At 42.5% G+C, this 20,585-nt stretch carries 18 protein-coding genes and 1 tRNA gene; 10 read left to right on the top strand and 9 right to left on the bottom strand.

The genetic code is table 11. From position 1 onward, the window contains the following. The first annotated feature begins 24 nt into the window (after positions 1 to 24). The 4 genes from AS141_RS20230 (at position 25) to panB (ending at position 3,752) form a co-directional block, all read left to right on the top strand. Entirely contained in the window at positions 25 to 1,269 is a 1,245-nt protein-coding gene (locus AS141_RS20230) for a 3-deoxy-D-manno-octulosonic acid transferase (RefSeq protein WP_057939516.1), read from the top strand. Positions 1,270 to 1,449: 180 nt separating this feature from the next. Continuing rightward, on the top strand, positions 1,450 to 2,373 hold the full coding sequence (gene rsgA, locus AS141_RS20225; RefSeq protein ID WP_057939515.1) for a ribosome small subunit-dependent GTPase A: 924 nt from the start codon (positions 1,450 to 1,452) through the stop codon (positions 2,371 to 2,373). A gap of 61 nt (positions 2,374 to 2,434) precedes the next feature. Further along, complete coding sequence (locus AS141_RS20220; protein ID WP_057939514.1) at positions 2,435 to 2,926, top strand: phosphoribosyltransferase family protein; 492 nt, start codon at positions 2,435 to 2,437, stop codon at positions 2,924 to 2,926. Between the two features lie 4 nt (positions 2,927 to 2,930). Then, the gene (gene panB, locus AS141_RS20215; RefSeq protein WP_057939513.1) at positions 2,931 to 3,752 is read left to right on the top strand and encodes a 3-methyl-2-oxobutanoate hydroxymethyltransferase; all 822 of its coding nucleotides are present in this window, start codon (positions 2,931 to 2,933) and stop codon (positions 3,750 to 3,752) included. Positions 3,753 to 3,895: 143 nt separating this feature from the next. Here panB and AS141_RS20210 read toward each other — a convergent pair whose 3' ends face one another. The 5 genes from AS141_RS20210 to AS141_RS20190 form a co-directional block, all read right to left on the bottom strand. Beyond that, entirely contained in the window at positions 3,896 to 5,104 is a 1,209-nt protein-coding gene (locus tag AS141_RS20210) for a glycoside hydrolase family 57 protein (protein ID WP_057939512.1), read from the bottom strand. After that, the gene (locus AS141_RS20205; protein WP_057939511.1) at positions 5,101 to 6,387 is read right to left on the bottom strand and encodes a glycosyltransferase family 4 protein; all 1,287 of its coding nucleotides are present in this window, start codon (positions 6,385 to 6,387) and stop codon (positions 5,101 to 5,103) included. The genes AS141_RS20210 and AS141_RS20205 overlap by 4 nt, the downstream gene beginning before the upstream one ends. Positions 6,388 to 6,397: 10 nt before the next feature. Beyond that, the gene (locus tag AS141_RS20200; RefSeq protein ID WP_057939510.1) at positions 6,398 to 8,314 is read right to left on the bottom strand and encodes an amylo-alpha-1,6-glucosidase; all 1,917 of its coding nucleotides are present in this window, start codon (positions 8,312 to 8,314) and stop codon (positions 6,398 to 6,400) included. 340 nt (positions 8,315 to 8,654) lie between these two features. Next, a tRNA-His gene (locus AS141_RS20195) sits at positions 8,655 to 8,731 on the bottom strand. A gap of 77 nt (positions 8,732 to 8,808) precedes the next feature. Next, the gene (locus AS141_RS20190; RefSeq protein ID WP_057939509.1) at positions 8,809 to 10,152 is read right to left on the bottom strand and encodes a dihydroorotase; all 1,344 of its coding nucleotides are present in this window, start codon (positions 10,150 to 10,152) and stop codon (positions 8,809 to 8,811) included. A 47-nt stretch (positions 10,153 to 10,199) separates the two neighbouring features. Between AS141_RS20190 and AS141_RS20185 the strand changes: the two genes are divergently transcribed. Beyond that, the gene (locus AS141_RS20185; RefSeq protein ID WP_057939508.1) at positions 10,200 to 11,573 is read left to right on the top strand and encodes a DEAD/DEAH box helicase; all 1,374 of its coding nucleotides are present in this window, start codon (positions 10,200 to 10,202) and stop codon (positions 11,571 to 11,573) included. An 83-nt stretch (positions 11,574 to 11,656) separates the two neighbouring features. Beyond that, complete coding sequence (locus tag AS141_RS20180; protein ID WP_057939507.1) at positions 11,657 to 12,814, top strand: alpha/beta fold hydrolase; 1,158 nt, start codon at positions 11,657 to 11,659, stop codon at positions 12,812 to 12,814. A gap of 33 nt (positions 12,815 to 12,847) precedes the next feature. Here AS141_RS20180 and AS141_RS20175 read toward each other — a convergent pair whose 3' ends face one another. Continuing rightward, the gene (locus tag AS141_RS20175) at positions 12,848 to 14,149 is read right to left on the bottom strand and encodes an amidohydrolase (RefSeq protein WP_057939506.1); all 1,302 of its coding nucleotides are present in this window, start codon (positions 14,147 to 14,149) and stop codon (positions 12,848 to 12,850) included. Positions 14,150 to 14,586: 437 nt separating this feature from the next. Between AS141_RS20175 and gldA the strand changes: the two genes are divergently transcribed. From gldA to dnaN, 4 genes are all read left to right on the top strand, one after another. Then, entirely contained in the window at positions 14,587 to 15,495 is a 909-nt protein-coding gene (gene gldA / locus AS141_RS20170) for a gliding motility-associated ABC transporter ATP-binding subunit GldA (RefSeq protein ID WP_057939505.1), read from the top strand. Between the two features lie 2 nt (positions 15,496 to 15,497). After that, entirely contained in the window at positions 15,498 to 16,217 is a 720-nt protein-coding gene (gene gldF / locus AS141_RS20165) for a gliding motility-associated ABC transporter permease subunit GldF (RefSeq protein WP_057939504.1), read from the top strand. Beyond that, positions 16,214 to 17,902 carry a gliding motility-associated ABC transporter substrate-binding protein GldG gene (gene gldG / locus AS141_RS20160; RefSeq protein ID WP_057939503.1) on the top strand — a complete coding sequence of 563 codons (1,689 nt, stop codon included), beginning with the start codon at positions 16,214 to 16,216 and terminating at the stop codon, positions 17,900 to 17,902. The genes gldF and gldG overlap by 4 nt, the downstream gene beginning before the upstream one ends. A gap of 120 nt (positions 17,903 to 18,022) precedes the next feature. Beyond that, the gene (gene dnaN / locus AS141_RS20155) at positions 18,023 to 19,147 is read left to right on the top strand and encodes a DNA polymerase III subunit beta (protein WP_057939502.1); all 1,125 of its coding nucleotides are present in this window, start codon (positions 18,023 to 18,025) and stop codon (positions 19,145 to 19,147) included. 306 nt (positions 19,148 to 19,453) lie between these two features. Here the strand turns inward: dnaN and AS141_RS20150 are convergent, their stop codons facing one another. From AS141_RS20150 to AS141_RS20140, 3 genes are all read right to left on the bottom strand, one after another. Further along, positions 19,454 to 19,684, bottom strand: a complete 231-nt coding sequence (locus AS141_RS20150; RefSeq protein WP_057939501.1) for a VF530 family protein — start codon at positions 19,682 to 19,684, stop codon at positions 19,454 to 19,456. 82 nt (positions 19,685 to 19,766) lie between these two features. Next, the gene (locus AS141_RS20145; protein WP_057939500.1) at positions 19,767 to 20,156 is read right to left on the bottom strand and encodes a VOC family protein; all 390 of its coding nucleotides are present in this window, start codon (positions 20,154 to 20,156) and stop codon (positions 19,767 to 19,769) included. A gap of 40 nt (positions 20,157 to 20,196) precedes the next feature. Beyond that, the gene (locus AS141_RS20140; protein ID WP_057939499.1) at positions 20,197 to 20,583 is read right to left on the bottom strand and encodes a glyoxalase/bleomycin resistance/extradiol dioxygenase family protein; all 387 of its coding nucleotides are present in this window, start codon (positions 20,581 to 20,583) and stop codon (positions 20,197 to 20,199) included. Positions 20,584 to 20,585: the final 2 nt, after the last annotated feature.

The following is a 20,585-nucleotide window of genomic DNA, read 5'->3' as shown; positions in this document are numbered from 1 at the left end:
CAGTCAAATGGCTACTTTTGATGAATGAAATGGATTTATAGAATTGGGATATTTTTTGCCAAGATACTTTTGCGCCTAAGTGGACTGACTAACCGCAAAATTAGACATTTCTTCGCTGGCAGAAAAAATCTATTTCAAAGACTTGTGGATTTCAGATACAAAAATCCTGGAAGTCTGGCATGGTTCCACGCAGCTTCCCTAGGCGAATATGAGCAGGCAAGGCCTGTGATTGCTGAGTTGAAGCGGACCAATCCTGCTCAATTAGTGGTGGTTAGCTTTTTTAGCCCCTCGGGATATGATAACGTAATTGAAAAGGCACAACCCCATGTTGATTTTATTACTTATATGCCACTGGATGGTAAAGGGCCAGCGAACAAATTCGTGGATATGCTGAGTCCCGACATTGTTTTTTTCGTAAAGTATGATCTTTGGTACCACCACATCATGGCTGTCAAAGCTAGACAGATACCACTTTTTCTTTTCTCCGCAGCTTTTCGGTCAGATCAGATTTACTTCCGAAGAGATGGATTTTTTAGAAATATCCTATTTCAGTTTGATTATATTTTTACCCAAAATCAGAATGCACAGGAATTGTTAAGGTCAATTGAATATCAGAACGTGAGTGTTGCAGGAGACACCCGCTTTGACCGCGTGGTGCAGACGGCAAAGAATCATAAGAAGTTTCCTGAATTGGCCAATTGGCTAGGTAAAAAGCAGACTATCGTCGCTGGCTCAGTTTGGCAAGAGGACATGGATTTGCTGATTCCTTTGATGAATGCACATCCTGAATACCGATGGATAATCGCACCTCATGATTTAAATCCAGAACCGATGAACCGATGGGCAGATCAGTTATCTTTATCAGCGCTCAGGTATTCTCAATGGGATTCGAAACTCGCTCCAGACGTGCTTTTTATTGATAATATTGGAATGCTTAGCTCCTTGTATCAATTCGCCAGAGTCGCATATGTAGGCGGAGCTTTCGGGAAAGGACTTCACAATATTTTGGAGCCATTAGGGTTTGGGATTCCTGTGATTTTCGGCAAATTAAAAAAATCTTTGAAATTTCCGGAATCAGCAGAAAGTCAGGAGAAAGGATGTGGATTTGAGGTGAGTGATACAGAAAGTTTAAAGGAGGTTTTCGAGAGACTTGAAGAGCCGGGTTTTTATCAAAAAAGTGCTGATTCGGCACAAAATTGGGTGAAAATGAATGTTGGGGCAGCAGCAAGAATTATAGATAAGGTAGAAAAACTGGTCTTAAAAGTATGAAATCGAGCATGACTCAAGAGTCACACACTGGGATGATTATAATGCATGCGAGATTCCATATGGCCCTTAAAAGACAAATTATAATCAGATGAAATCGAGCATGACGAAAACGTCACACACCGGGATGATTATAATGCATGCGAGATTCCATATGACCTTAGAAAGACAAATTATAATCATATGAAAGGAAGAGTGATAAAATCCACAGGGAGCTGGTATTTGGTGCTGACTGACGAAGGTGTTGTCTCTTCCAGACTGAAGGGGAAGTTTAAGCAAGATGAACTTAAGCTGACTAATCCGATTGCCGTTGGGGATTGGGTGGAGTTGGAAAAGGAGGAGAATCAGGAGACAGCAGTGATTTCTGATATTTTGCCACGAGAAAATTACGTCATCCGAAAGTCAACCCGAAAGCAGCATTTTTCGCATATCATTGCCAGCAATCTCGACCAGGCGATCCTTGTCATCACCATGAAAAGTCCAAGGACATCTTTGGGTTTTATTGATAGGTTTTTGGTCAGCACAGAGAGTTTTCGTATACCGGCAATTTTGGTGGTGAACAAAATGGATCAAATGTCTGGCGAGAAATCGCAAGACTGGCTTTTGGATATACATGAGATTTACGAGCCGCTAGGATATCAAGTAATGGAAGTGTCTGCGCTGAAAGAAGAGAAACTGAAAGAAAAATTCAACGCAGTTCTGGCAGGTAAATCAACCTTGATTTCCGGACATTCAGGAGTAGGGAAGTCAACCTTGCTCAACGCGCTGGTCCCTGAAGCTGCACAGCATACCAAGGAGGTTTCGGGATTTACATCTAAAGGTGTGCATACAACTACTTTTGCCGAACTTTTTGCCTTGGACAATGGGGGAGACCTGATTGATACACCTGGAATCAAGGAGTTTGGGATTCTGGATATTGAAGATTATGAGCTTTCTCATTATTTTCCGGAGATGAGAAAGTATCTCGGACAATGCAAATACAATAATTGCCAGCATGTGAACGAACCCGGATGTGTAGTACTAGAGAAAGTAGAAGCTGGATATATCCATCCTTATCGCTACGAAAGCTATTTGAATATTCTCAATGAAGAAGATGACTATAGATAAGCTGTCTTATTGATTTTGAATCTAAGTAGAATTGGCCTAATTTTCATTTTTGAAATATACCATGAGCGAAGTACTCAATCACCAGCAGATAAAGAAGAAAATCACCCGGATGGCCTACGAGATTTATGAGAGAAATCTTAACTCAAAGGCCGTTGTGTTTGCGGGGATTTCTGGAATGGGAGGGACCCTGGCCCATCTTTTAGCGACAGAACTTAAAGCGATCTCTCCACTTATCATCGAGCAAACTGAAATTCTTTTGGACAAAGCACACGTGGCCTCTGAGGAAGTACAGCTTTCGACTGCAATCGATTTACAGGGGAAGACCTTGATTTTGGTGGATGATGTGCTCAACACCGGGAAAACACTGGTGTATGCGATGAAGCCTTTTTTGGACGAAGAACTCTATAAAATGGAAATAGCCGTACTGGTAAATCGAAGTCATGGTCTGTTCCCGATTAGACCCGATTATACAGGATTCGAGCTTTCTACCACACTAAATGAACATATCAAAGTAGACTTCTCAGGAGATAATTACTTCGTTTATCTTCACTAATATTATGTCAGTACATCCTTCTGCAAACGTAAAAAGAATCACTACGCACATCCTTCAGGAAATGAAAGAACGTGGTGAAAAGATCTCAATGCTCACTGCCTATGATTATTCCATGGCCAAAATCGTGGATGCTTCAGGGGTCGATATCATTCTTGTAGGTGATTCGGCGTCCAATGTCATGGCTGGTCATGAAACTACCCTGCCGATTACGTTAGACCAGATGATTTATCATGCATCTTCTGTGGTAAGGGCGGTGAACAGGGCTTTCGTAGTGGTTGACATTCCATTTGGAAGCTATCAGGGCAATAGCTCTGAGGCACTGCGCTCTACGATTCGGATCATGAAAGAATCGGGGGCCCATGCTGTAAAAGTGGAAGGTGGTTCCGAGATCAAAGAATCTGTAGTCAGGATCTTAAGCGCCGGTGTTCCAGTGATGGGACACTTGGGACTGACCCCCCAGTCCATATACAAATTTGGCACTTATACTGTGAGAGCTAAAGAAGGTGCGGAAGCGGCCAAGCTTTTGGAAGATGCTAAGCTTTTGGAAGAGTTGGGGTGCTTCGCTATAGTGGTGGAAAAAATTCCCGCTGATCTAGCCAAGAAAGTAGCAGAATCTGTTTCTATCCCAATTATTGGCATAGGTGCTGGAGGTGGTGTGGACGGTCAAGTATTGGTTGTGCACGATATGCTGGGAATCACCCAGGAGTTTAAACCAAGGTTTTTAAGGCAATACGCTGATTTAGAAGGTATAATGATGGGGGCCTTTGGTCAATATATCAAAGACGTGAAAAGTAAAGATTTTCCTAATGAGAAGGAAAGTTATTAAAGCTTGAATTCAATTAAAAAGTGGGATTTATTTATAAAATAAGCCCACTTTTTTAAAATCCTGAAATCAGTTCCCAAAGAGGAAAACAGCTACTATGTCTGTCAATTTACTCTTGTGATTTTTCCCCTTAGGAAGCCTTCTTTTTAGGCTTCCGTAAGAGTTTTTGTCTTTTCCTTAAGCCTGATCATAAAATCGCTTAGCACATTCATGAAATTAATAAAGGCATCATAAGGAGAATCATAAGGACTAAAATAGGAGTGGATGTCACCGTCAGAGAAGAATTTGGTACACATATAATAGAAATGATCCGAAGTCTGCAAGTACCTCCAGTCACGCTGAATCTCCTCATCGTCAATGGTGTTGACTAATTTCTCCAGATCATATAGCCGATCAAATGCTTCATCTTGCAAGTCATTCCCGAGCCAAGCGGTCAAATCCCTTTCTTCATCAGCCCATGAAATAGGAATAGGCACGTGGATTTTTCCGACAGGAGAAATTTTTGAAGCTACTTCCGATGGCGTAGAAAAACCGAAATTGGTCTTCGTAAATACTGCCTCTGGAAGGTGTCTCATAAAATCAAATATGCCTGTTTCAGCCCATTGATGCTCACCGAATGTCTCGTAATCCATAAACAGATTTAGCGTCTCTTCTTCATTCGGAATAGCGTTGATCCAGTCTATAAACTTATCAGTTGTTAGCGGATAATCATTCCATGCCTTATTCCCAAATCTAAATGCAATGTCATCGCTCAGTTGAAAATTTTTCAAGAGGATTTTTAATTTCGGTTCAATGCTATTTAGATAGACATAGTTTGGGCTTTTCCATCCCAAAATATGCTTAGCTCCTTCTGTCAGCATGGCATCATATCCCATTTCGGCAACTAAAGCTCCTATCTGGTCGGAATAAATTAATTCTGTATTTCTAAAGACTTTTGGAGTATATCCATTGAAAAGCTCTTTGATTTTTGCCTGATGTTTATAAACGAGATCTTTAAACTCATCCTTGCTTTTGAGAGATGCCAAGGAATGGGAAAAGGTTTCATTCAATAATTCCACATGCCCTGTTGCTACTAACTTCTGAAAACTCTCCAAGACATCTGGTGCATAAGCCTGCATTTGATCCATAAAAGTACCCGAGATAGAGAAGCTGACTTTAAATGCTCCATTGTACTTATTGATAAGCTCGAGAAGCAGGGCATTCATGGGTAAATAGCACTTTTGCGCTACTTTCCTCATAATACTGCGATTGGAAAAGTCGTCCCAATAATGGTGATCCTCTCCAATGTCAAAAAAACGATAAGGTTTCAGACGGTAAGGCTGATGAACCTGAAAATAAAAGCATATGGTTCTCATGGTATCTGTTGTAATGTTTTCTGGTACACTGTGACTAGTTTTTCGGCCACATGCTCCCATTTTAATTTTTTCAGTTCTTCTGTTCCCAGCTCTTTAAACATCCTGGAGATGCCATCATAGTGTAGCAGGGCAAAAATCGCATCTGCCATGGAGTCAATATCCCAAAAATCAATTTTAATGGCGTTATTGAGGACTTCTGCAACGCCGGATTGTTTGGAAATTATAACGGGGGTATTATGCCTCACTGCCTCCAAAGGTGAAATCCCAAAAGGTTCGGATACGGACGGCATCACATACACATCCGAAATAGCATACATATGATCTACGTCGTCGCCTTTTAGAAAGCCAGTAAAGTGAAACTTGGTACCCATCCGTAATTCAGCTACACGATTAATCATCCGATTCAATAAATCCCCATTTCCTGCCATCACAAAACGTACGTTGGGATCTCGCTCAATGACTTTTTTGGCTGCTTCTACGAAGTACTCAGGACCTTTTTGAAAAGTGATTCTTCCTAAGAAGGTCACGATTTTTTCAGGGACTTTTTTCTTGTAGCTGGACTTGATTATACTCGCATCCAGCACAGCATTGTGGAGCACAGTAATTTTATTTGCGGATACTCCGTATTTGTTGATGATGATGTTTTTGGTCAATTGGCTTACCGCGACAATATGGTCTGCAGCATGCATTCCGGATCTTTCTATATCGTAGACTACCTGATTGACAGATTCGCCAGAGCGGTCAAACTCTGTGGCATGAACATGTGCTATCAGAGGCTTGCCACTGATTTCCTTTGCAGCGATGCCCGCCGGAAAGGAAAGCCAATCGTGGGCGTGGATGATATCATGCTCCTTTGCCTTGGATATGTGTGCTGCCACCAGGGCATAGCGTGAAACCTCCATCATTAGGTCCTTGCCGTATTTTCCGCTGAATTCAAATTTGTTAGAAAATACACTTTCATCTACGTCAGTCCTGTCGTGGATCGTGTAGTCTGTATACTTTTTGAATTCATCCGGGCCTAGATAAGGAACCAAAAAACTGCTCACTTCTAAATAGGTGAGGTTTTTCCAGAATTTTTTGAACCGTTTTTCGCGGTAATCTATGGTGATATCACTCGCATTGACAAAATCCGCAAGTGGCTCTTCGTCCCCCCAGAGTTTAGGCACTACAAATATGATGTCTTGACTATGATGGGCCATCCCCTTGACCAATCCATAGCACGCTGTTCCAAGACCTCCAGAAATATGTGGTGGGAATTCCCACCCAAACATTAGCACCTTCATAAAAAGTCTTTTATATCTTCTTGACCAAATCCATCATTCTTAGCAATTCTGATACACTCCAAGCCTGCGAAATCGCTCCCTTCGGGCGATGTGGAGGATCTCCATCGTATATTTCTGCTACTGCCCCAACTCCGTATTGTGTCATTACACCGTCAAAACCTTTTACGATTTTTTCGATAAAATTCGCTCCGGATTTTCCATGGAGTTTAATATATCCTTCTACAAAATGTCCTAATGGCCAGACCCACACAGTACCATTATGATAAGCTTCGTCTCTACTGGTTTGGTCTCCAAAGTAATAACCTTTGTAGGCTGGATCATCTGGTGATAGTGATCGCATTCCTCTTGTGGTAAGAAGCTTTGATTTAGCCGTCTCCAACACTTGATCACATTTCTCTTCGCTCAGCATAATATAGGGCAATGAGGTAGCAAAGATCATATTTGGTCTGATTGACCAATCTTTTTCTTCTCCATCGACACAGTCTGCCAGGTGTCCATGTTCATCAGACCAGAATTCTTTTTCGAAATTATCTTTGATTTTTGCGGCATAGTTTGCTGCTTCTTCATCACCCGTCAATTCATGGTAAAAGCATAAGGCATTGTACCAGAGCGCTTGAATTTCCACCGGGCACCCGTTTCGTTGCGTGACTGGTCCGTCAGGTGTGACTGCATCCATCCAGGTGAGGGCTTTTCCTTCTTCCCCTCCGTATACCAGACCATTTTCCTGTACATGGATATTGAACTCAGTCCCCTCCAGATAGCCATCTATAATCCCCTTCATTTTTCCGAGATAACGGTCTTTAATGGTTTTGGTATCTCCAGTGTATATGATGTATTGCTGTAATGTCCAGAAGTACCAAAGCGGGGCATCTATGGAATTCATATTGGTGGTCACTCCGCTTCCAACATTCGGGAAAAGAGGGCCTTTCAGGTCTCTGGACATGGTGTCCATGATGTCGAGAAAAGTCTTGGTGTCTCCTGTGGTGAGTGTAAGTCCGGGAGTGGCTATAAAGGTGTCCCTTCCCCACCAGCCAAACCACGGATACCCTGCAATAACTCTTGTGTCTCCATCGCGCTGCCTTATAAATTGACCTGCTGAGTTTTTGAGACAGTTTATAAAGTTACTTCTCGGAATTCTTCTCGCAATTTCCTTTTCAAAGGCATTTTGGCGGGTTTTTGGATCTGCTTCTGTCAGTCCAGCGGAAAATATGACAGATTCGCCTTTTTCGATGTCAAATTCGAAATACCCCGGAACATACAAGTCCTCTTGGTAATCATATCCTCGCTCTCGCTCAAGGATGTATTCAATATTGTAATACCAATCCGGTGCAGGTACAAAATCTGCTTTTTTGGATACTTGCAGATAAAGCGGGTCGTACGCATCGTAAAGATGAAAGACTGCCCCATTAGGAGCTTTCTTGTATTTCTTGTTTATATAGGTGTTCGCCTTGGAAAGATCATGATATCCTCTAAATGCCAAAAAAGGCTGAACTCTGATTTTAGTTGGAGAGTGTGCGTCCAGTAGCGTATACCGGATCATCAAACGATCTCTGTTTGTATCCAAAATCAATTCTTTTTGCAATAGGACGCCACCCACCCGATAGGTTAATTTCGGGATTGGCTCAGAATCAAAATCTTCAAGATATTTATGTCCTCTTGGCGAATAATTTCCAGGGAATTTGCTGATGCCCAAATTAAAACTTGCTCCACGCTGGATGACCGTTTCATGGACGGTAGATAGCATAACGTGGCTTTGGGAATCGATTTGAGGCTGAGGTACTACGAGCAGTCCGTGATACTTACGGGTATTACAACATATAATGGAAGTACTTGTATAAGCACCTGAACGGTTAGATCTGATGATCTCTCTTTCGAGGGAATAATTCAGATTTATCAGTTGTGTTTTATCGAAATGGATATAACTCATGCGGGAAAAATTCTATGTTGTTAAAAATAGAGTTTTGCACCGATAAGAAAAATATAAAGGGAAAAAATAAAGGTTATGTTTCCATAACCTTTGGTTTTTGAAGAGATAATCAAGAACGAATCGCTTCTTTTTGGATTTCCTCGAAATTTCTAAGCGATTCTTCAAATTTCATCAAGTAGCTTTTTGCCATTCTTATGTTGATAGGTTTTACTTGGGGAAATTTCGGCGAAGTTTTGAACAAAGTAAACATCTGAAGTTGGTTTAGTTCTGGCAGGTTTTATCAAATGCTATGCCAATAGAGGCTCTGTTAATAACAAAGCCCCTCATATTGAGGGGCTTTTGGGGTGAAAGACCGGGTTCGAACCGGCGACCTCTGGATCCACAAACCAGCGCTCTAACCAGCTGAGCTACAATCACCATTTAATCATCTGGACTGGTTTCTTCCAAACGGTCTGCAAAAGTAATAATTAAGCTGGATCAGCGCAAGATGATTATTAAAATTTTATTGAAAAATTAAGACGCTCACCTTTCTGTTCTTCGTTGAATGTTCCGTTTTCGTACGCTAAATGTCCAGAAACGACTGTATGGGTGACTTTTGACTGAAATGTATGTCCTTCAAATGGAGACCAGCCACATTTGGATAAAATATTTTCCTTGGCAACTTTCCATGGGCTGTTTAAATCTACTAGCACCAAATCAGCATAATATCCTTCTCTGATAAATCCTCTTTCTTTGATATGAAATAAGGTAGCGACGTTATGGCTCATTTTCAGCGCGATTTTCTCCAGACTGATTTTTCCTTGATGATAGAAGTCAAGCATTGCAACTAAGCTGTGCTGATTAAGGGGCCCGCCTGATGGAGCTTTGGTGTAAATCTGCGCTTTCTCCTCCAAGGTATGAGGCGCATGGTCTGTGGCGACTACGTCGATGGTACCGTCTAGCATTGCATTAAAAATCGCTTCCCTGTCTTTCGCTGTTTTTACAGCAGGGTTCCATTTTATCAAGTTGCCTTTTGTGTCATAATCTGCTTCAGAAAACCACATATGGTGGATGCATGCCTCGGCAGTCACTTTTTTCTCTTCCACAGGGATAGCATTGGTAAAAAGCTCCAATTCTTTTGCAGTACTGATATGGAGAATATGAAGGCGGGTGCCGTATTTTTTGGCCATAGCTACAGCCCGGCTTGATGCATCATAGCAAGCCTCCTCGGATCTTATTTTCGGATGGAATCTCACGGGGATATCATCGCCATAAATGGATTTGAATTCATCCAGGTTTGCTTTGATGATGTTGTCATTCTCACTGTGAATGGCGATGATTGCTTTACACTCTTTAAAAATTCCTTCTAATGACTCAATATTATCCACGACCATATTGCCGGTGGAAGAGCCCTGGAAAATCTTTACACCACAAACCTGTTCAAAATCAACTTTCATGATCTCATCCAAGTTGCTATTTGTAGCTCCCATGAAAAAAGAATAATTCGCCAATGAAACTTCAGCAGCTCTGGAATATTTCTGCTCCAGCAATTCTACAGTAGTTGCCTGAGGAATTGTGTTCGGCATTTCCATATAGGAAGTAGTTCCGCCCGCTACACCGGCTTTTGCTTCAGTATAGATCTCCGCTTTATGGGTAAGGCCAGGCTCTCTAAAATGTACTTGATCATCTATTAGTCCAGGAAATAGGTGTTTTCCAGTGGCGTCAATATGAATATCAGCCTTCTCTCCGCTGAGGTCTTCTCCCAGTTTTGAGATTCTTCCGTTCTCTACCAACACGTCACCCGGACTTATCCGGCCTTCATTGACTATATTTGCACCGGTGATCAAAATACTTTTCATCTTAACTCCTTTTTGGATTTTACTAGTTCAACCAAAATTAACGAATCATGAGCAATGAGGCCTCAACTTTTGAAGCATTTAAGCTAAATAGGCAATTATTGAATGCGGTGGCCGATGCCGGCTATGTTCATCCTACGCCTATCCAGGAAAAAGCAATCCCTCTTGCACTTGCAGGTCATGATGTGTTGGGAATAGCCCAGACAGGCACAGGAAAGACTGCAGCTTACGTTTTGCCCCTGCTTATGAAAGTGAAATATGCACAGGGGGATCATGCCAGAGCAGTGATATTGGCGCCTACTCGGGAACTGGTAATGCAGATCGAAGAAGTGGTGCTGCAAATGGCCGTAAATACGGATCTCAGAATGGTTTCCCTTTATGGTGGCTTGGGGCCGAAGACCCAGATAGAAACGCTGGAGAAGGGGGTGGATATTATCGTTTCCACACCGGGAAGATTTCTGGATATCTATAGAAAAGGGAAAATCCTGACCAAGGAAATCAAAACCATGGTTCTGGATGAAGCCGACAAAATGATGGATATGGGATTTATGCCTCAAATCAGGTCAATTTTGGAAATCATCCCGAGAAAGAGGCAGAACCTGCTTTTCTCCGCAACCTTTGGTGAACGCATCGATCGATTTGCTGCTGAGTTTTTAGAATTTCCCGAAAGAGTAGAGGTAACTCCTCAGGCAACCACAGCTGAGACCATAGGTCAGGTGAAATATTTGGTACCTAATATTAAAACAAAGTTAAGTCTTCTCGCGCATTTGTTCAGGAATGAGGAAATCAATCGGGCAATCATTTTTACCCGCTCCAGAAGAAATGCGGAAGAGGTGTTTGCATTCCTAAGTCACCGTAGCTATGGTGAAGTGCGCGTGATTCATGCCAATAAAGGACAAAATACACGGATTAATTCCATTGAGGATTTCAAAGGGGGGGAGGTAAGGATCCTTGTTGCTACAGACGTGGCTTCCAGAGGCCTTGATGTGACAATGGTTTCTCATGTAGTCAACTTTGACGTGCCACTGATCTATGAGGATTATGTGCATAGAATTGGCAGAACAGGGCGGGCAACTAACGAAGGCAAGGCGATCAGTTTTGTGAATCCTGCTGAGGAATATCACTTTGAAAAAATTGAGGAGATCATCCGCATGAAGGTGGAAGAGGCTCCGATTCCCGATGAAGTTGATGTGTCTGCAACACCTTTCGAAGAAAAGCAGGCCTATGCCCGTGAACTGGATCGCCTGTTACAACGGGATAATCCTGATTATAAAGGCGCTTTTCATGAGAAGAAAGAGCAGAAAAAAACAAACCCGCATCTGGAGACACAGGAAAAAGAGAAGAAGCGCGGAAATAAAAACTCCAAGGCCAAAACCAATAGAAATCAGCTGAAGACCAAGCATCAGAAAAATAAGGGGAAATAATTAGTCGAAACAGCTTCAGTTAATTTATATAAAATGAAGCTTGCTCTATAGGATCTGTTGTTTGCAGTGAGCAAATTTAAGTTGTGAGACTAATTTTACTTTTCTTAGTTATCAGTGCTTCACTTCAGGCACAGCCTTTCTTAGTACCCTACGATCATCAACTTCCGAATTCAAGGAAAATCGAAATTCAGGTTGAATTTATAAATGGGTTTGATTCGGGAAAGGAAACGGTGTTCCTCTTAGAGGATTCATTTGATGAGCTGTATTTGCCTTTTATTGGATTGCTGGATTTGACGGAGTCCAGCAATTTTGTTTTGATCAAAGGAAGAAAGGATAACGAACAGTTAAAGAAGGGGGTGATGCTTTCTGGAAGTCCGGATTATCGGTTAGCATACAAACTTTACAACCAAGATCAAGTAGCCCGCGATATTGAAGTAATCAGGAAGGAGTTACTCGGGAATGAGCAGATGATTTTGTTGGGACATTCTTCGGCTGCCATGGTTTTGCAGCATTACCTATCCTTATTTCCTGAGCATGTGAAAAGAATGATCAGCGTCAATCCGTTGGTTTTTGACATTCAAAACAATCTGAATTTTCCTTCCGCAGAATTATCGTTCCCGGATGTGAAACTTAGTGCTGAGCAGAAAGTTGATTTTAGCTACTATGCAAATTTCGATAGTGAGAATCAGAAGTTCTCCTCTAAAGAGAACCTGATGGGATTTTTGACTTTTCAGGACTTATTGTCAGGGATTGCTGCCACTCAACTCATAGCAGGTAACTTGCCTTTAGTGGTAAGATTGTTTGAACATGGGATAGCTCTCTCAGGATTGCAAGATTCCCTGCAAAAGGCCAACCCAAGATTAGAGGTGTTGAAAAAATGGAGTGGTCCACTCTGGGGCGAATATGAAAGCAGCAAATTTGCTTTCTTCGGAACCAACTACGATCGGTTACTGGAATTCGAAGGGAAAATGATCTTGATTGGAGCTGCTTTAGATCGTATGATTTACTCCAAATCATACGATGTGCTGGCAGAATATTATTCTAAATGCACGTTGCTGCTGCTCAACGATGGCCATGGACTGCAGCAAGCGCTAGGATTTCCTGCTTTCAATGAATTAGTAACTGCATTTATTACCAATGACACTGCTGGGAAGGTTGCCGCGTATGAAAAATTGTACGAAGGAAACTTCATTCTCGAAAAATACGATGAGGGGGCGTTTAAAGTTCCCCCTCTTTTCTAATTGAATTTCTTGATACTTAAGGCTAGCTAGCCTCTACTTATTCTGTCCCAAATAATCCACTACAAAGTAGCTCAAGGTTCTTATTCCCAGTACAAACCCTCCCTCGTCTATGGTGAAGCCCGGCGTGTGATGGGATGGTGTGGTAAGCGGATCGCCTCCTTTTTTCATGCCTCCCAGAAATACAAATACTCCCGGCTTTTCTCGCTGAAAAAAGCTGAAATCCTCAGCTCCGGTAACCGGATTCAAATAAATTAAATTTTCTGCACCCGCTGCAGCTTCCAGTGAGGGGAGCATTTCCTTCGTTAGGTCAGGATGATTCACTGTGGAGGGATATAGCTTATTTATCTTCAGATCCACAGTAGCCCCGGCACTTTCGGCAATATTGGTCACAATCTCTGTGATGCGCTTGTGAACCAACTCCTGTTGCTCATCTCCGAAAGTCCTGACTGTCCCGATCAGTTCCACTTCTTCGGGGATGATGTTGTGGCGGATCCCACCATGTATAGCTCCGATGGTGACTACTGCTGGATTTTGGGTGACATTCACATTTCTCGAAAGGATGGTCTGTAACCCCATGATTATCTGAGAACTGGTGACAATTGGGTCCACACTGGACCAAGGGTATGCTCCATGGGCCTGGACACCTTTTACCGTGATCTCCAGATTATCCACTGCTGCCATGATCGGCCCGGATCTGTACCCGATTTTCCCTATTTCAGTCTGGGAATTAATATGTAGCCCAAAAACCGCATCTACATCGTTCATCACGCCTTCTTTCACCATGAGTTCAGCTCCGGCAATCTCTGCATCAAACACTCCTTCCTCAGCTGGCTGGAAAATAAACTTTACCGTGCCTTGCAAATCAGCTTTCATACTAGCGAGTACTTCTGCCACTCCCATTAGAATTGCTACATGCGAATCATGGCCACAAGCATGCATTACACCTGTTTCCTGACCGTTATAGGTCGCGGTATTAACAGATTTGAATGGCAAATCATTTCGTTCCGTCACTGGAAGTGCATCCATATCAGCTCTAAGTGCTACGGTTGGCCCGGGTTTTCCTCCCTTCAACACGCCGACAACACCTGTCACCGCCACATTTTCGGTGACTTCTATTCCAAGTGAGCGCAGATGATCCGCGGCTTTCTTTGCTGTCCGGAATTCCTGGTTTCCCAGCTCAGGATGCATGTGAATATCCCGCCGCCATTCAATCACTTTTGCTTCAATGGAATTTGCTTTGGTATCAATAGCTGGGTGCAGGTCTGATTGGGCAGAAAGATTGCCCGTTCCCATGATCATCGGGACTAGCAGTAGGGGGAGTAGAAGTCTCTTCATCGTCTGTGGTTTATATGATATAATACAAATTTATATTCTGTGTTATAAAACCCCTTCATCGCTTTAGCGTGGAAGGGGTTTAAGGCACAAGGATAACTGACCTTGTGAAAGGATATATTGACCGATAGTCTCCGGTGATGCTTCACCAAGTGGGCAAACAAAGACCCCATGGCCCCAGGGTAGATGGTGACACTGATACTATCGGTGTAATGTACCCGAATGTACTAATCCTAATTGATGAATCCTTGTTTTAACCTACGGACCATTTGTAGTACAGCCAGGCAGGGAATGTACCGGATAATAAAATGGATAGGGTTTATATCTGGTTCCATTACTTTAATTTGAAAACATGCATTACCGACTATGGATTATCCAAATGCGCTTCAGTTCATGAAAACTCTATTTTTTCCTTACTTTTGACTGACTAAAAAAGCCCCATGTCACTCGAAGTATCCCAGCTTACCAAATTATACGGCACACAGAAAGCACTTGATGAGGTGTCTTTTGCCGCCAAGCCAGGAAGGATTCTAGGCTTTTTGGGGCCAAATGGTGCGGGGAAATCCACTACGATGAAAATCATCACCGGCTTTTTGTCGGCTGATGCCGGTCAGGTGAAAGTGTTAGGAAGGGATGCGCTGATCAATCCCCAGGAAGTAAGTAAATTGATAGGCTATTTGCCTGAACACAATCCGCTTTATCTAGACATGTATGTGCGGGAATTTCTTGAATTTTCCGGAGGACTGTATGCCTTATCTGGAAATAAGTTAAGATCCAGGATTAAGGAAATGCTTGTTAGAACTGGTCTTGAGCCAGAGCAACACAAAAAAATTGGTCAGCTCTCAAAAGGCTATCGCCAGCGTGTGGGACTGGCCAGGGCTTTGATCCATGATCCGCAAATAGTCATTTTAGATGAGCCGACTACGGGACTTGATCCTAATCAGTTGGTGGAAATAAGAAATCTGATCCAGGAAGTGGCCAAGGACAAAACGCTAATCCTTTCCACGCATATCATGCAGGAAGTGGAGGCTATTTGCCAGGATGTAGTCATTATTAACAAGGGTAAAATTCTTGTTGCGGACTCGCTTACTAATTTGAAATCCAATTCTAACGAAACGATTTTAATTCTGGAAACGGAGGAAGACTTGGAGCTTCAATGGTTCGAAAATGTGGGCAAAGTTGATTTCGGATCAAAGGGAAGCAATGTGTTGCTCATCTCCACTACAGATCCTACCGTCGCTAGAAAAGCCATTATGACGATTCTCCATGAACGTTCGTTGAATCTTGTCAGCCTTAATCAAAGTAAGAAGAACCTGGAATTAATTTTCCGGGAAATTACCAACGTGTAACTATGAAAAGCCTTTTTCTTAAAGAAATCAACGCCTTTTTCGGAAGCCTTCTCGGTTACCTGGTTCTCGCGTTATTTCTGGTAGCGATGGGTTTGATTGTTTGGGTTTTTCCAGAAAGCAGCGTACTGGAATACGGATTTGCAGACCTGGAAGTATTGTTTACCTATACACCCTATGTATTTACATTTTTGGTTCCCGCTCTTTCTATGCGGGCTATTGCAGATGAGCGGAAAGCAGGTACCTGGGAGCTTTTAAGGACTTCGCCTCTTTCTTTGGTGCAGATAGTTTTGGTAAAATACGTTGCACTACTATGCCTGGTTCTGGTGGCACTTTTGCCAACATTACTTTACTTCTATAGCATTATACAACTTGGCGATCCTCCAGGAAATTTAGATCAAGCGGGCTTTTTCGGTTCTTGGATTGGTTTAATTATGATCGGGGCGGTGTTCGCTGCTGTAGGATTGTTTGCCAGCTCTTTGACATCGCAGCAAGTAGTAGCTTTTGTACTTGGTGTATTTTTATGCTTTGTGCTTTATTTCGGTTTCTCCGCTGTGGCAGATATGCAGCTTGGAAACCTTTCGTATTGGGCAGATGATCTTGGTCTTAGTTTTCATTACATCAATCTGAGCAGGGGAGTGGTTGACTCTTCTGACTTATTCTTTTTATCCGGTATGATTTGGCTGTTTTTGGGTGGGGCAGTTTTGGTTTTGAGAAATAAATGAAAAATACCGCCTTACATATCGCCAAGCCATGGCTATTCTTTTTGGGCGGAATTCTAGTGTTTGTTTTGTTGGCTCAATTCCTGAATTTCCGGATTGACCTAACTGAGGAAAAACGCTATTCTCTTCATCCTGCCACTGAGGAAGTCCTTGCCGATATTACCGAACCTATTCATGTTGAGATTCTATTGGTTGGAGAAAACCTCCCGGGAGAATTCCGTCGCCTACAAATGTCAATAGAGGAAACGGTTCGGACTTTCAATGCTTTTAGCCCCGAAAAGATCACCTATTCTTATTTTGATCCGTTGAGTTTACCTGAAGAAGAGCGAGGGGATTTTATTTTATCCCTGTCGGATCATGGTATCATTCCGACAAATCTTTCCGTGCGGTTAAATTCTGGACAACAGGAGCAACTGATTTGGCCAGGAATTTTGGTTAGCAATGAGGAATATGAAACGGGTGCACTTGTCTTGAAAGGTGAGCGGGGAATGGGACAGGATCAAATCCTCAACCAGTCCATTGAAAATCTGGAATTTGAGCTCAGCAATGCCATCCGCAAACTGATTTCTCCTGAGACAGCTTCTATAGCGATGATCATGGGTCACGCAGAGATGAGTTCTGATCAAGGCTATGGATTGGTGGAGGCATTGGATGGAGAATTCGAGCTCTTCAAGGTCCCGCTTGAGCAAGCAGAGAAATCGGCAGATTTAGCTGGCTTTAAGATAATCTTTATCCAAGGGCCAAAAGAGAGCTATACTGAGCGGGAGATTTATTTATTGGATCAATATGTCATGGGAGGAGGTAATCTAGTGGTATTACTAGATGGAGTAGCGGTTGAGATTGAAAATGCCGGAGGCCAAGGGACTTTGGCTATGCCTGTAGAGCTGGGGCTGGATAAATTGCTTTTCCGGTATGGGATTCGCGTGAATAAAGATTTGATTCAGGACCTGAACTTTGGTTATATCCCCGTGATGGGCGGGAATTTTGGAGATCAACAGCAGATGGTGCCTTTACCCTGGCCTTTTTATATTTTGGCAGCAAGAATGCAGGAGCATGCGATTACCAAAGGTCTTGATGTGGTTCAATACCGCTTTGCCAGCAGCCTTGATACGGTAAAGGCTGACGGGGTCAGGAAAACACCGTTGATGTTTAGCTCTGATTTGACGAAGATTCTTCCGGCACCTGCACGGGTGGCTTTTTCGGATATGGAACGTGAGCCTAAGGTGGAAGAGTTTGGTATGAGAAATTTACCATTAGCCTATTTGTTGGAAGGAGAATTTACTTCCCTGTACAAGAACCGATTTCTTCCGGAAGGTTTTTCGAAGGCAGATTTCAAGGAAAGCGGAATTGGGAAAGTAGTGGTGATTGGAGATGGAGATGTTTTTCAAGCTCAAACCAATCTTGAAGATGGTACTCCATTAGCTCTGGGGGAAGATCCGTTTAGCCAAACCACTTTCGCGAATAAACAGTTTCTGAAAAACCTAGTTCAATATCTTGCCGAGCCTGAAGGTATCATTGCTTCCCGAACCCGTACTTTTCAGATTCGTCCCTTAAATAAGGTGAAGATTGCGCAGGAAAAGGCCTTTTGGCAAGTACTCAATGTGTTGATGCCAGTGATCATTTTGGTGATTCTTGGCGGGTTAATCTGGTGGATTCGGAGAAATAAATACAGCAGGCAACTAAACTAGATGATTAATGCCCTTGTATTCCATTAATTTTCCAGAGAATCGGTTATACCACGGTTCGAATTAGAATTTATTTATAAATTTACCCCCATTCAAAAGTAAAAATAAATTAAGCCCTACGATATGAAATTTATTGTTTCCTCTTCTGCCCTTTTAAAGCAGCTTTCGGCAATCAACGGTGTGGTGACCACCAATCCTGTAGTGCCAATTTTGGAGAATTTTCTTTTTGAGATCAAAGAGAGTGAATTGACTATTACTGCATCTGATTTGCAGACTTCGATGATCACCGAAATCAGCGTGGAGGCCAAAGAGGATGGAAATATCGCAGTGCCTGCCAAGATTTTGATTGAAACTTTGAAGAACCTGCCCGAACAGCCAGTGACTTTCAGCATTGATCATGATACGTATGCAGTAGAGATCAGCTCTGATAACGGGCGATACAGATTGGCTGGTGAGAACGCTACCGATTTCCCGAAAATCCCAACAGTAAGCAATGCTACTTCTGTAGACATGTCCACTGATGTTCTTTCCTCTGCAGTTTCCAATACGATCTTCGCTACCAGTTCTGATGAACTTCGGCCTGCTATGACAGGTGTTTATATCAACCTAAGTCCAACCAATACTACTTTTGTGGCTACTGACGGGCATAGATTGGTCAGATATAGAAGAGTAGATATCGCTTCCCAAGAGGCAGCTACGTTGATTATCCCGCGTAAAGCCCTGAACTTATTGAAGTCAACTTTGCCTTCCGAGAATCTGCCGGTAACCGTGGAGTTCAACCAATCAAATGCTTATTTTAATTTCAATAACATTAAGATGATCTGTCGTCTGATCGACGAACGTTTCCCGGATTACGAAAATGTAATCCCCGCGGAAAATCCTAATGTGATGACCATTGATCGTCAGGAATTATTGAGTTCCCTACGTCGTATTGCGATCTATGCAAATAAAACTACGCATCAGGTGAGATTGAAATTGACAGGCAGTGAATTGTTGATCTCTGCAGAAGACCTTGATTTTTCTAATGAAGCGAACGAGAGACTTTCTTGTGACCACGATGGAGAGGATATTGAAATCGGATTCAATGCAAAATTCCTGGTGGAGATGCTGAACAATCTTTCTTGCAAGGAAGTCAGCCTAAAGTTCTCTGCTCCCAATCGTGCAGGCTTGATCCTTCCTGCTGAGCAAGACGAAAACGAAGACATCCTGATGCTGGTAATGCCGGTGATGTTAAATAACTATGTATAATAACCACAATTCATAAAACGAAAAGCCCGGAGATTTCTTCGGGCTTTTTTTGTCAGGTTTTTTAACCACTAAGTCCACAAAGATTTAGGCTGAGCGAGATGTCTATCTAGTTCTTCAGAACAGCCTGGGACGGCAGGCTTGGACTCAAAGTATTGTAGCTTCAGGCTGCAAGTTTGTGCTTAAGAAGAATAGAAGTCTAAAGAGTTCACTATCCTAGATCCAAGTCATGGGGCTCATATAATTGAACCTGAAAAGTTGTAAAGATTGGATAAACCTTCTTGTCTTCTTTGTGGCCAGGTAATCAATTCATTTTTTTTTAGCATCGCGCAAAGATTTTAAATACAGTCCTTCTACCCGCTCTCTGGCCCAAGGAGTTTTTCGAAGAAATTTCAAGCTGGAATTGACCGAGGGATCGTGGGTGAAGCAGCGTATGGTGATGCGCTGCCCTAGTTCCTCCCAGCCATAGAATTCGACTAGATGCTCGACTATATCTGCAAGCTTGACTCCGTGAAGGGGATTGTTGGGCTGTGTATCCAATTGAAAATCTAAAATGAGTGAATTTAAAATTACAAATTACTAGTGAAAGGGAAGTTCCTGCAAACCGATGGAGGAATACTGATCATTGTTTTGGTTCTATCAAATCCCAGAGATTTCCATACAAATCCTTGAAGACTGAGACTGTTCCAAAGGCCTCTTCCGATGGTTCCCGGATAAATTCCACTCCCTGTGCAGTATAATTATGATAGTCTCTATAGAAATTGTCGGTGTAGAGAAATAAGAAAACCCTTCCGCCAGCCTGAAAACCAATTTGATTTCGTTGTAATTCGTCGGCAGCTTTGGCAAGAAGCAATTGACAGTCCGAGCCAGGAGGGCAAACCCGGACCCAGCGCTTTACATCACTGAGATGCGTGTCCTCGATCAGCTCAAATCCCAGAATTTGGGTGTAATAGTCAATAGCCTCATCGTAATCCCTTACTAAAATTGCAATTTGTCCGAGTTGTTGTTTCATAAACGAAAATAGAACTTCCTGTTCTTATCGACCCGATAAGTCAGGAAGTTTTTTCGGAAGAGGAATTAATATCTTCTACAATAAAAATCGCATTGTTGTTCAGGTCATAAAGGCCAAATTCATGCGTTCCCCAATCTGTATTTCTGAGAAGTTTATCACATTTCACAATTCCTTTTATCACCAGCGATTCAAAATATGGCTCAATATTTCTAACAAAGATCCTTACAACAGATCCTCCCAAAAGCGGGTCTTCGGGAGTATCTGCGTGCCATTGTAAATGCAATACAATTTCTTCCAAGCGCATGCCTGCGTACAGGTTATCACCAAAGGTCTTGACAAATCCAAAGTTTCGGGAATACCAATCCAAATCCCGGGCAATATTTTGAGATGGCAGTACGGGGACCGTGCCTAGAAAATCAGTTTTCATAA

It is taken from the genome of Algoriphagus resistens, assembly GCF_001442615.1.
Lineage (GTDB): Bacteria > Bacteroidota > Bacteroidia > Cytophagales > Cyclobacteriaceae > Algoriphagus > Algoriphagus resistens.
The sequence above is the reverse complement of the archived record's forward strand: the minus strand, read 5'-3'. Positions and strand labels throughout refer to the sequence as shown.

Coding starts and splice junctions, on each gene's coding strand:
- AS141_RS20230 (WP_057939516.1), top strand. CDS start 25: ATGAAATGGATTTATAGAATTGGGATATTTTTTGCCAAGATACTTTTG.
- rsgA (WP_057939515.1), top strand. CDS start 1,450: ATGAAAGGAAGAGTGATAAAATCCACAGGGAGCTGGTATTTGGTGCTG.
- AS141_RS20220 (WP_057939514.1), top strand. CDS start 2,435: ATGAGCGAAGTACTCAATCACCAGCAGATAAAGAAGAAAATCACCCGG.
- panB (WP_057939513.1), top strand. CDS start 2,931: ATGTCAGTACATCCTTCTGCAAACGTAAAAAGAATCACTACGCACATC.
- AS141_RS20210 (WP_057939512.1), bottom strand. CDS start 5,104: ATGAGAACCATATGCTTTTATTTTCAGGTTCATCAGCCTTACCGTCTG.
- AS141_RS20205 (WP_057939511.1), bottom strand. CDS start 6,387: ATGAAGGTGCTAATGTTTGGGTGGGAATTCCCACCACATATTTCTGGA.
- AS141_RS20200 (WP_057939510.1), bottom strand. CDS start 8,314: ATGAGTTATATCCATTTCGATAAAACACAACTGATAAATCTGAATTAT.
- AS141_RS20190 (WP_057939509.1), bottom strand. CDS start 10,152: ATGAAAAGTATTTTGATCACCGGTGCAAATATAGTCAATGAAGGCCGG.
- AS141_RS20185 (WP_057939508.1), top strand. CDS start 10,200: ATGAGCAATGAGGCCTCAACTTTTGAAGCATTTAAGCTAAATAGGCAA.
- AS141_RS20175 (WP_057939506.1), bottom strand. CDS start 14,149: ATGAAGAGACTTCTACTCCCCCTACTGCTAGTCCCGATGATCATGGGA.
- gldA (WP_057939505.1), top strand. CDS start 14,587: ATGTCACTCGAAGTATCCCAGCTTACCAAATTATACGGCACACAGAAA.
- gldF (WP_057939504.1), top strand. CDS start 15,498: ATGAAAAGCCTTTTTCTTAAAGAAATCAACGCCTTTTTCGGAAGCCTT.
- gldG (WP_057939503.1), top strand. CDS start 16,214: ATGAAAAATACCGCCTTACATATCGCCAAGCCATGGCTATTCTTTTTG.
- dnaN (WP_057939502.1), top strand. CDS start 18,023: ATGAAATTTATTGTTTCCTCTTCTGCCCTTTTAAAGCAGCTTTCGGCA.
- AS141_RS20145 (WP_057939500.1), bottom strand. CDS start 20,156: ATGAAACAACAACTCGGACAAATTGCAATTTTAGTAAGGGATTACGAT.
- AS141_RS20140 (WP_057939499.1), bottom strand. CDS start 20,583: ATGAAAACTGATTTTCTAGGCACGGTCCCCGTACTGCCATCTCAAAAT.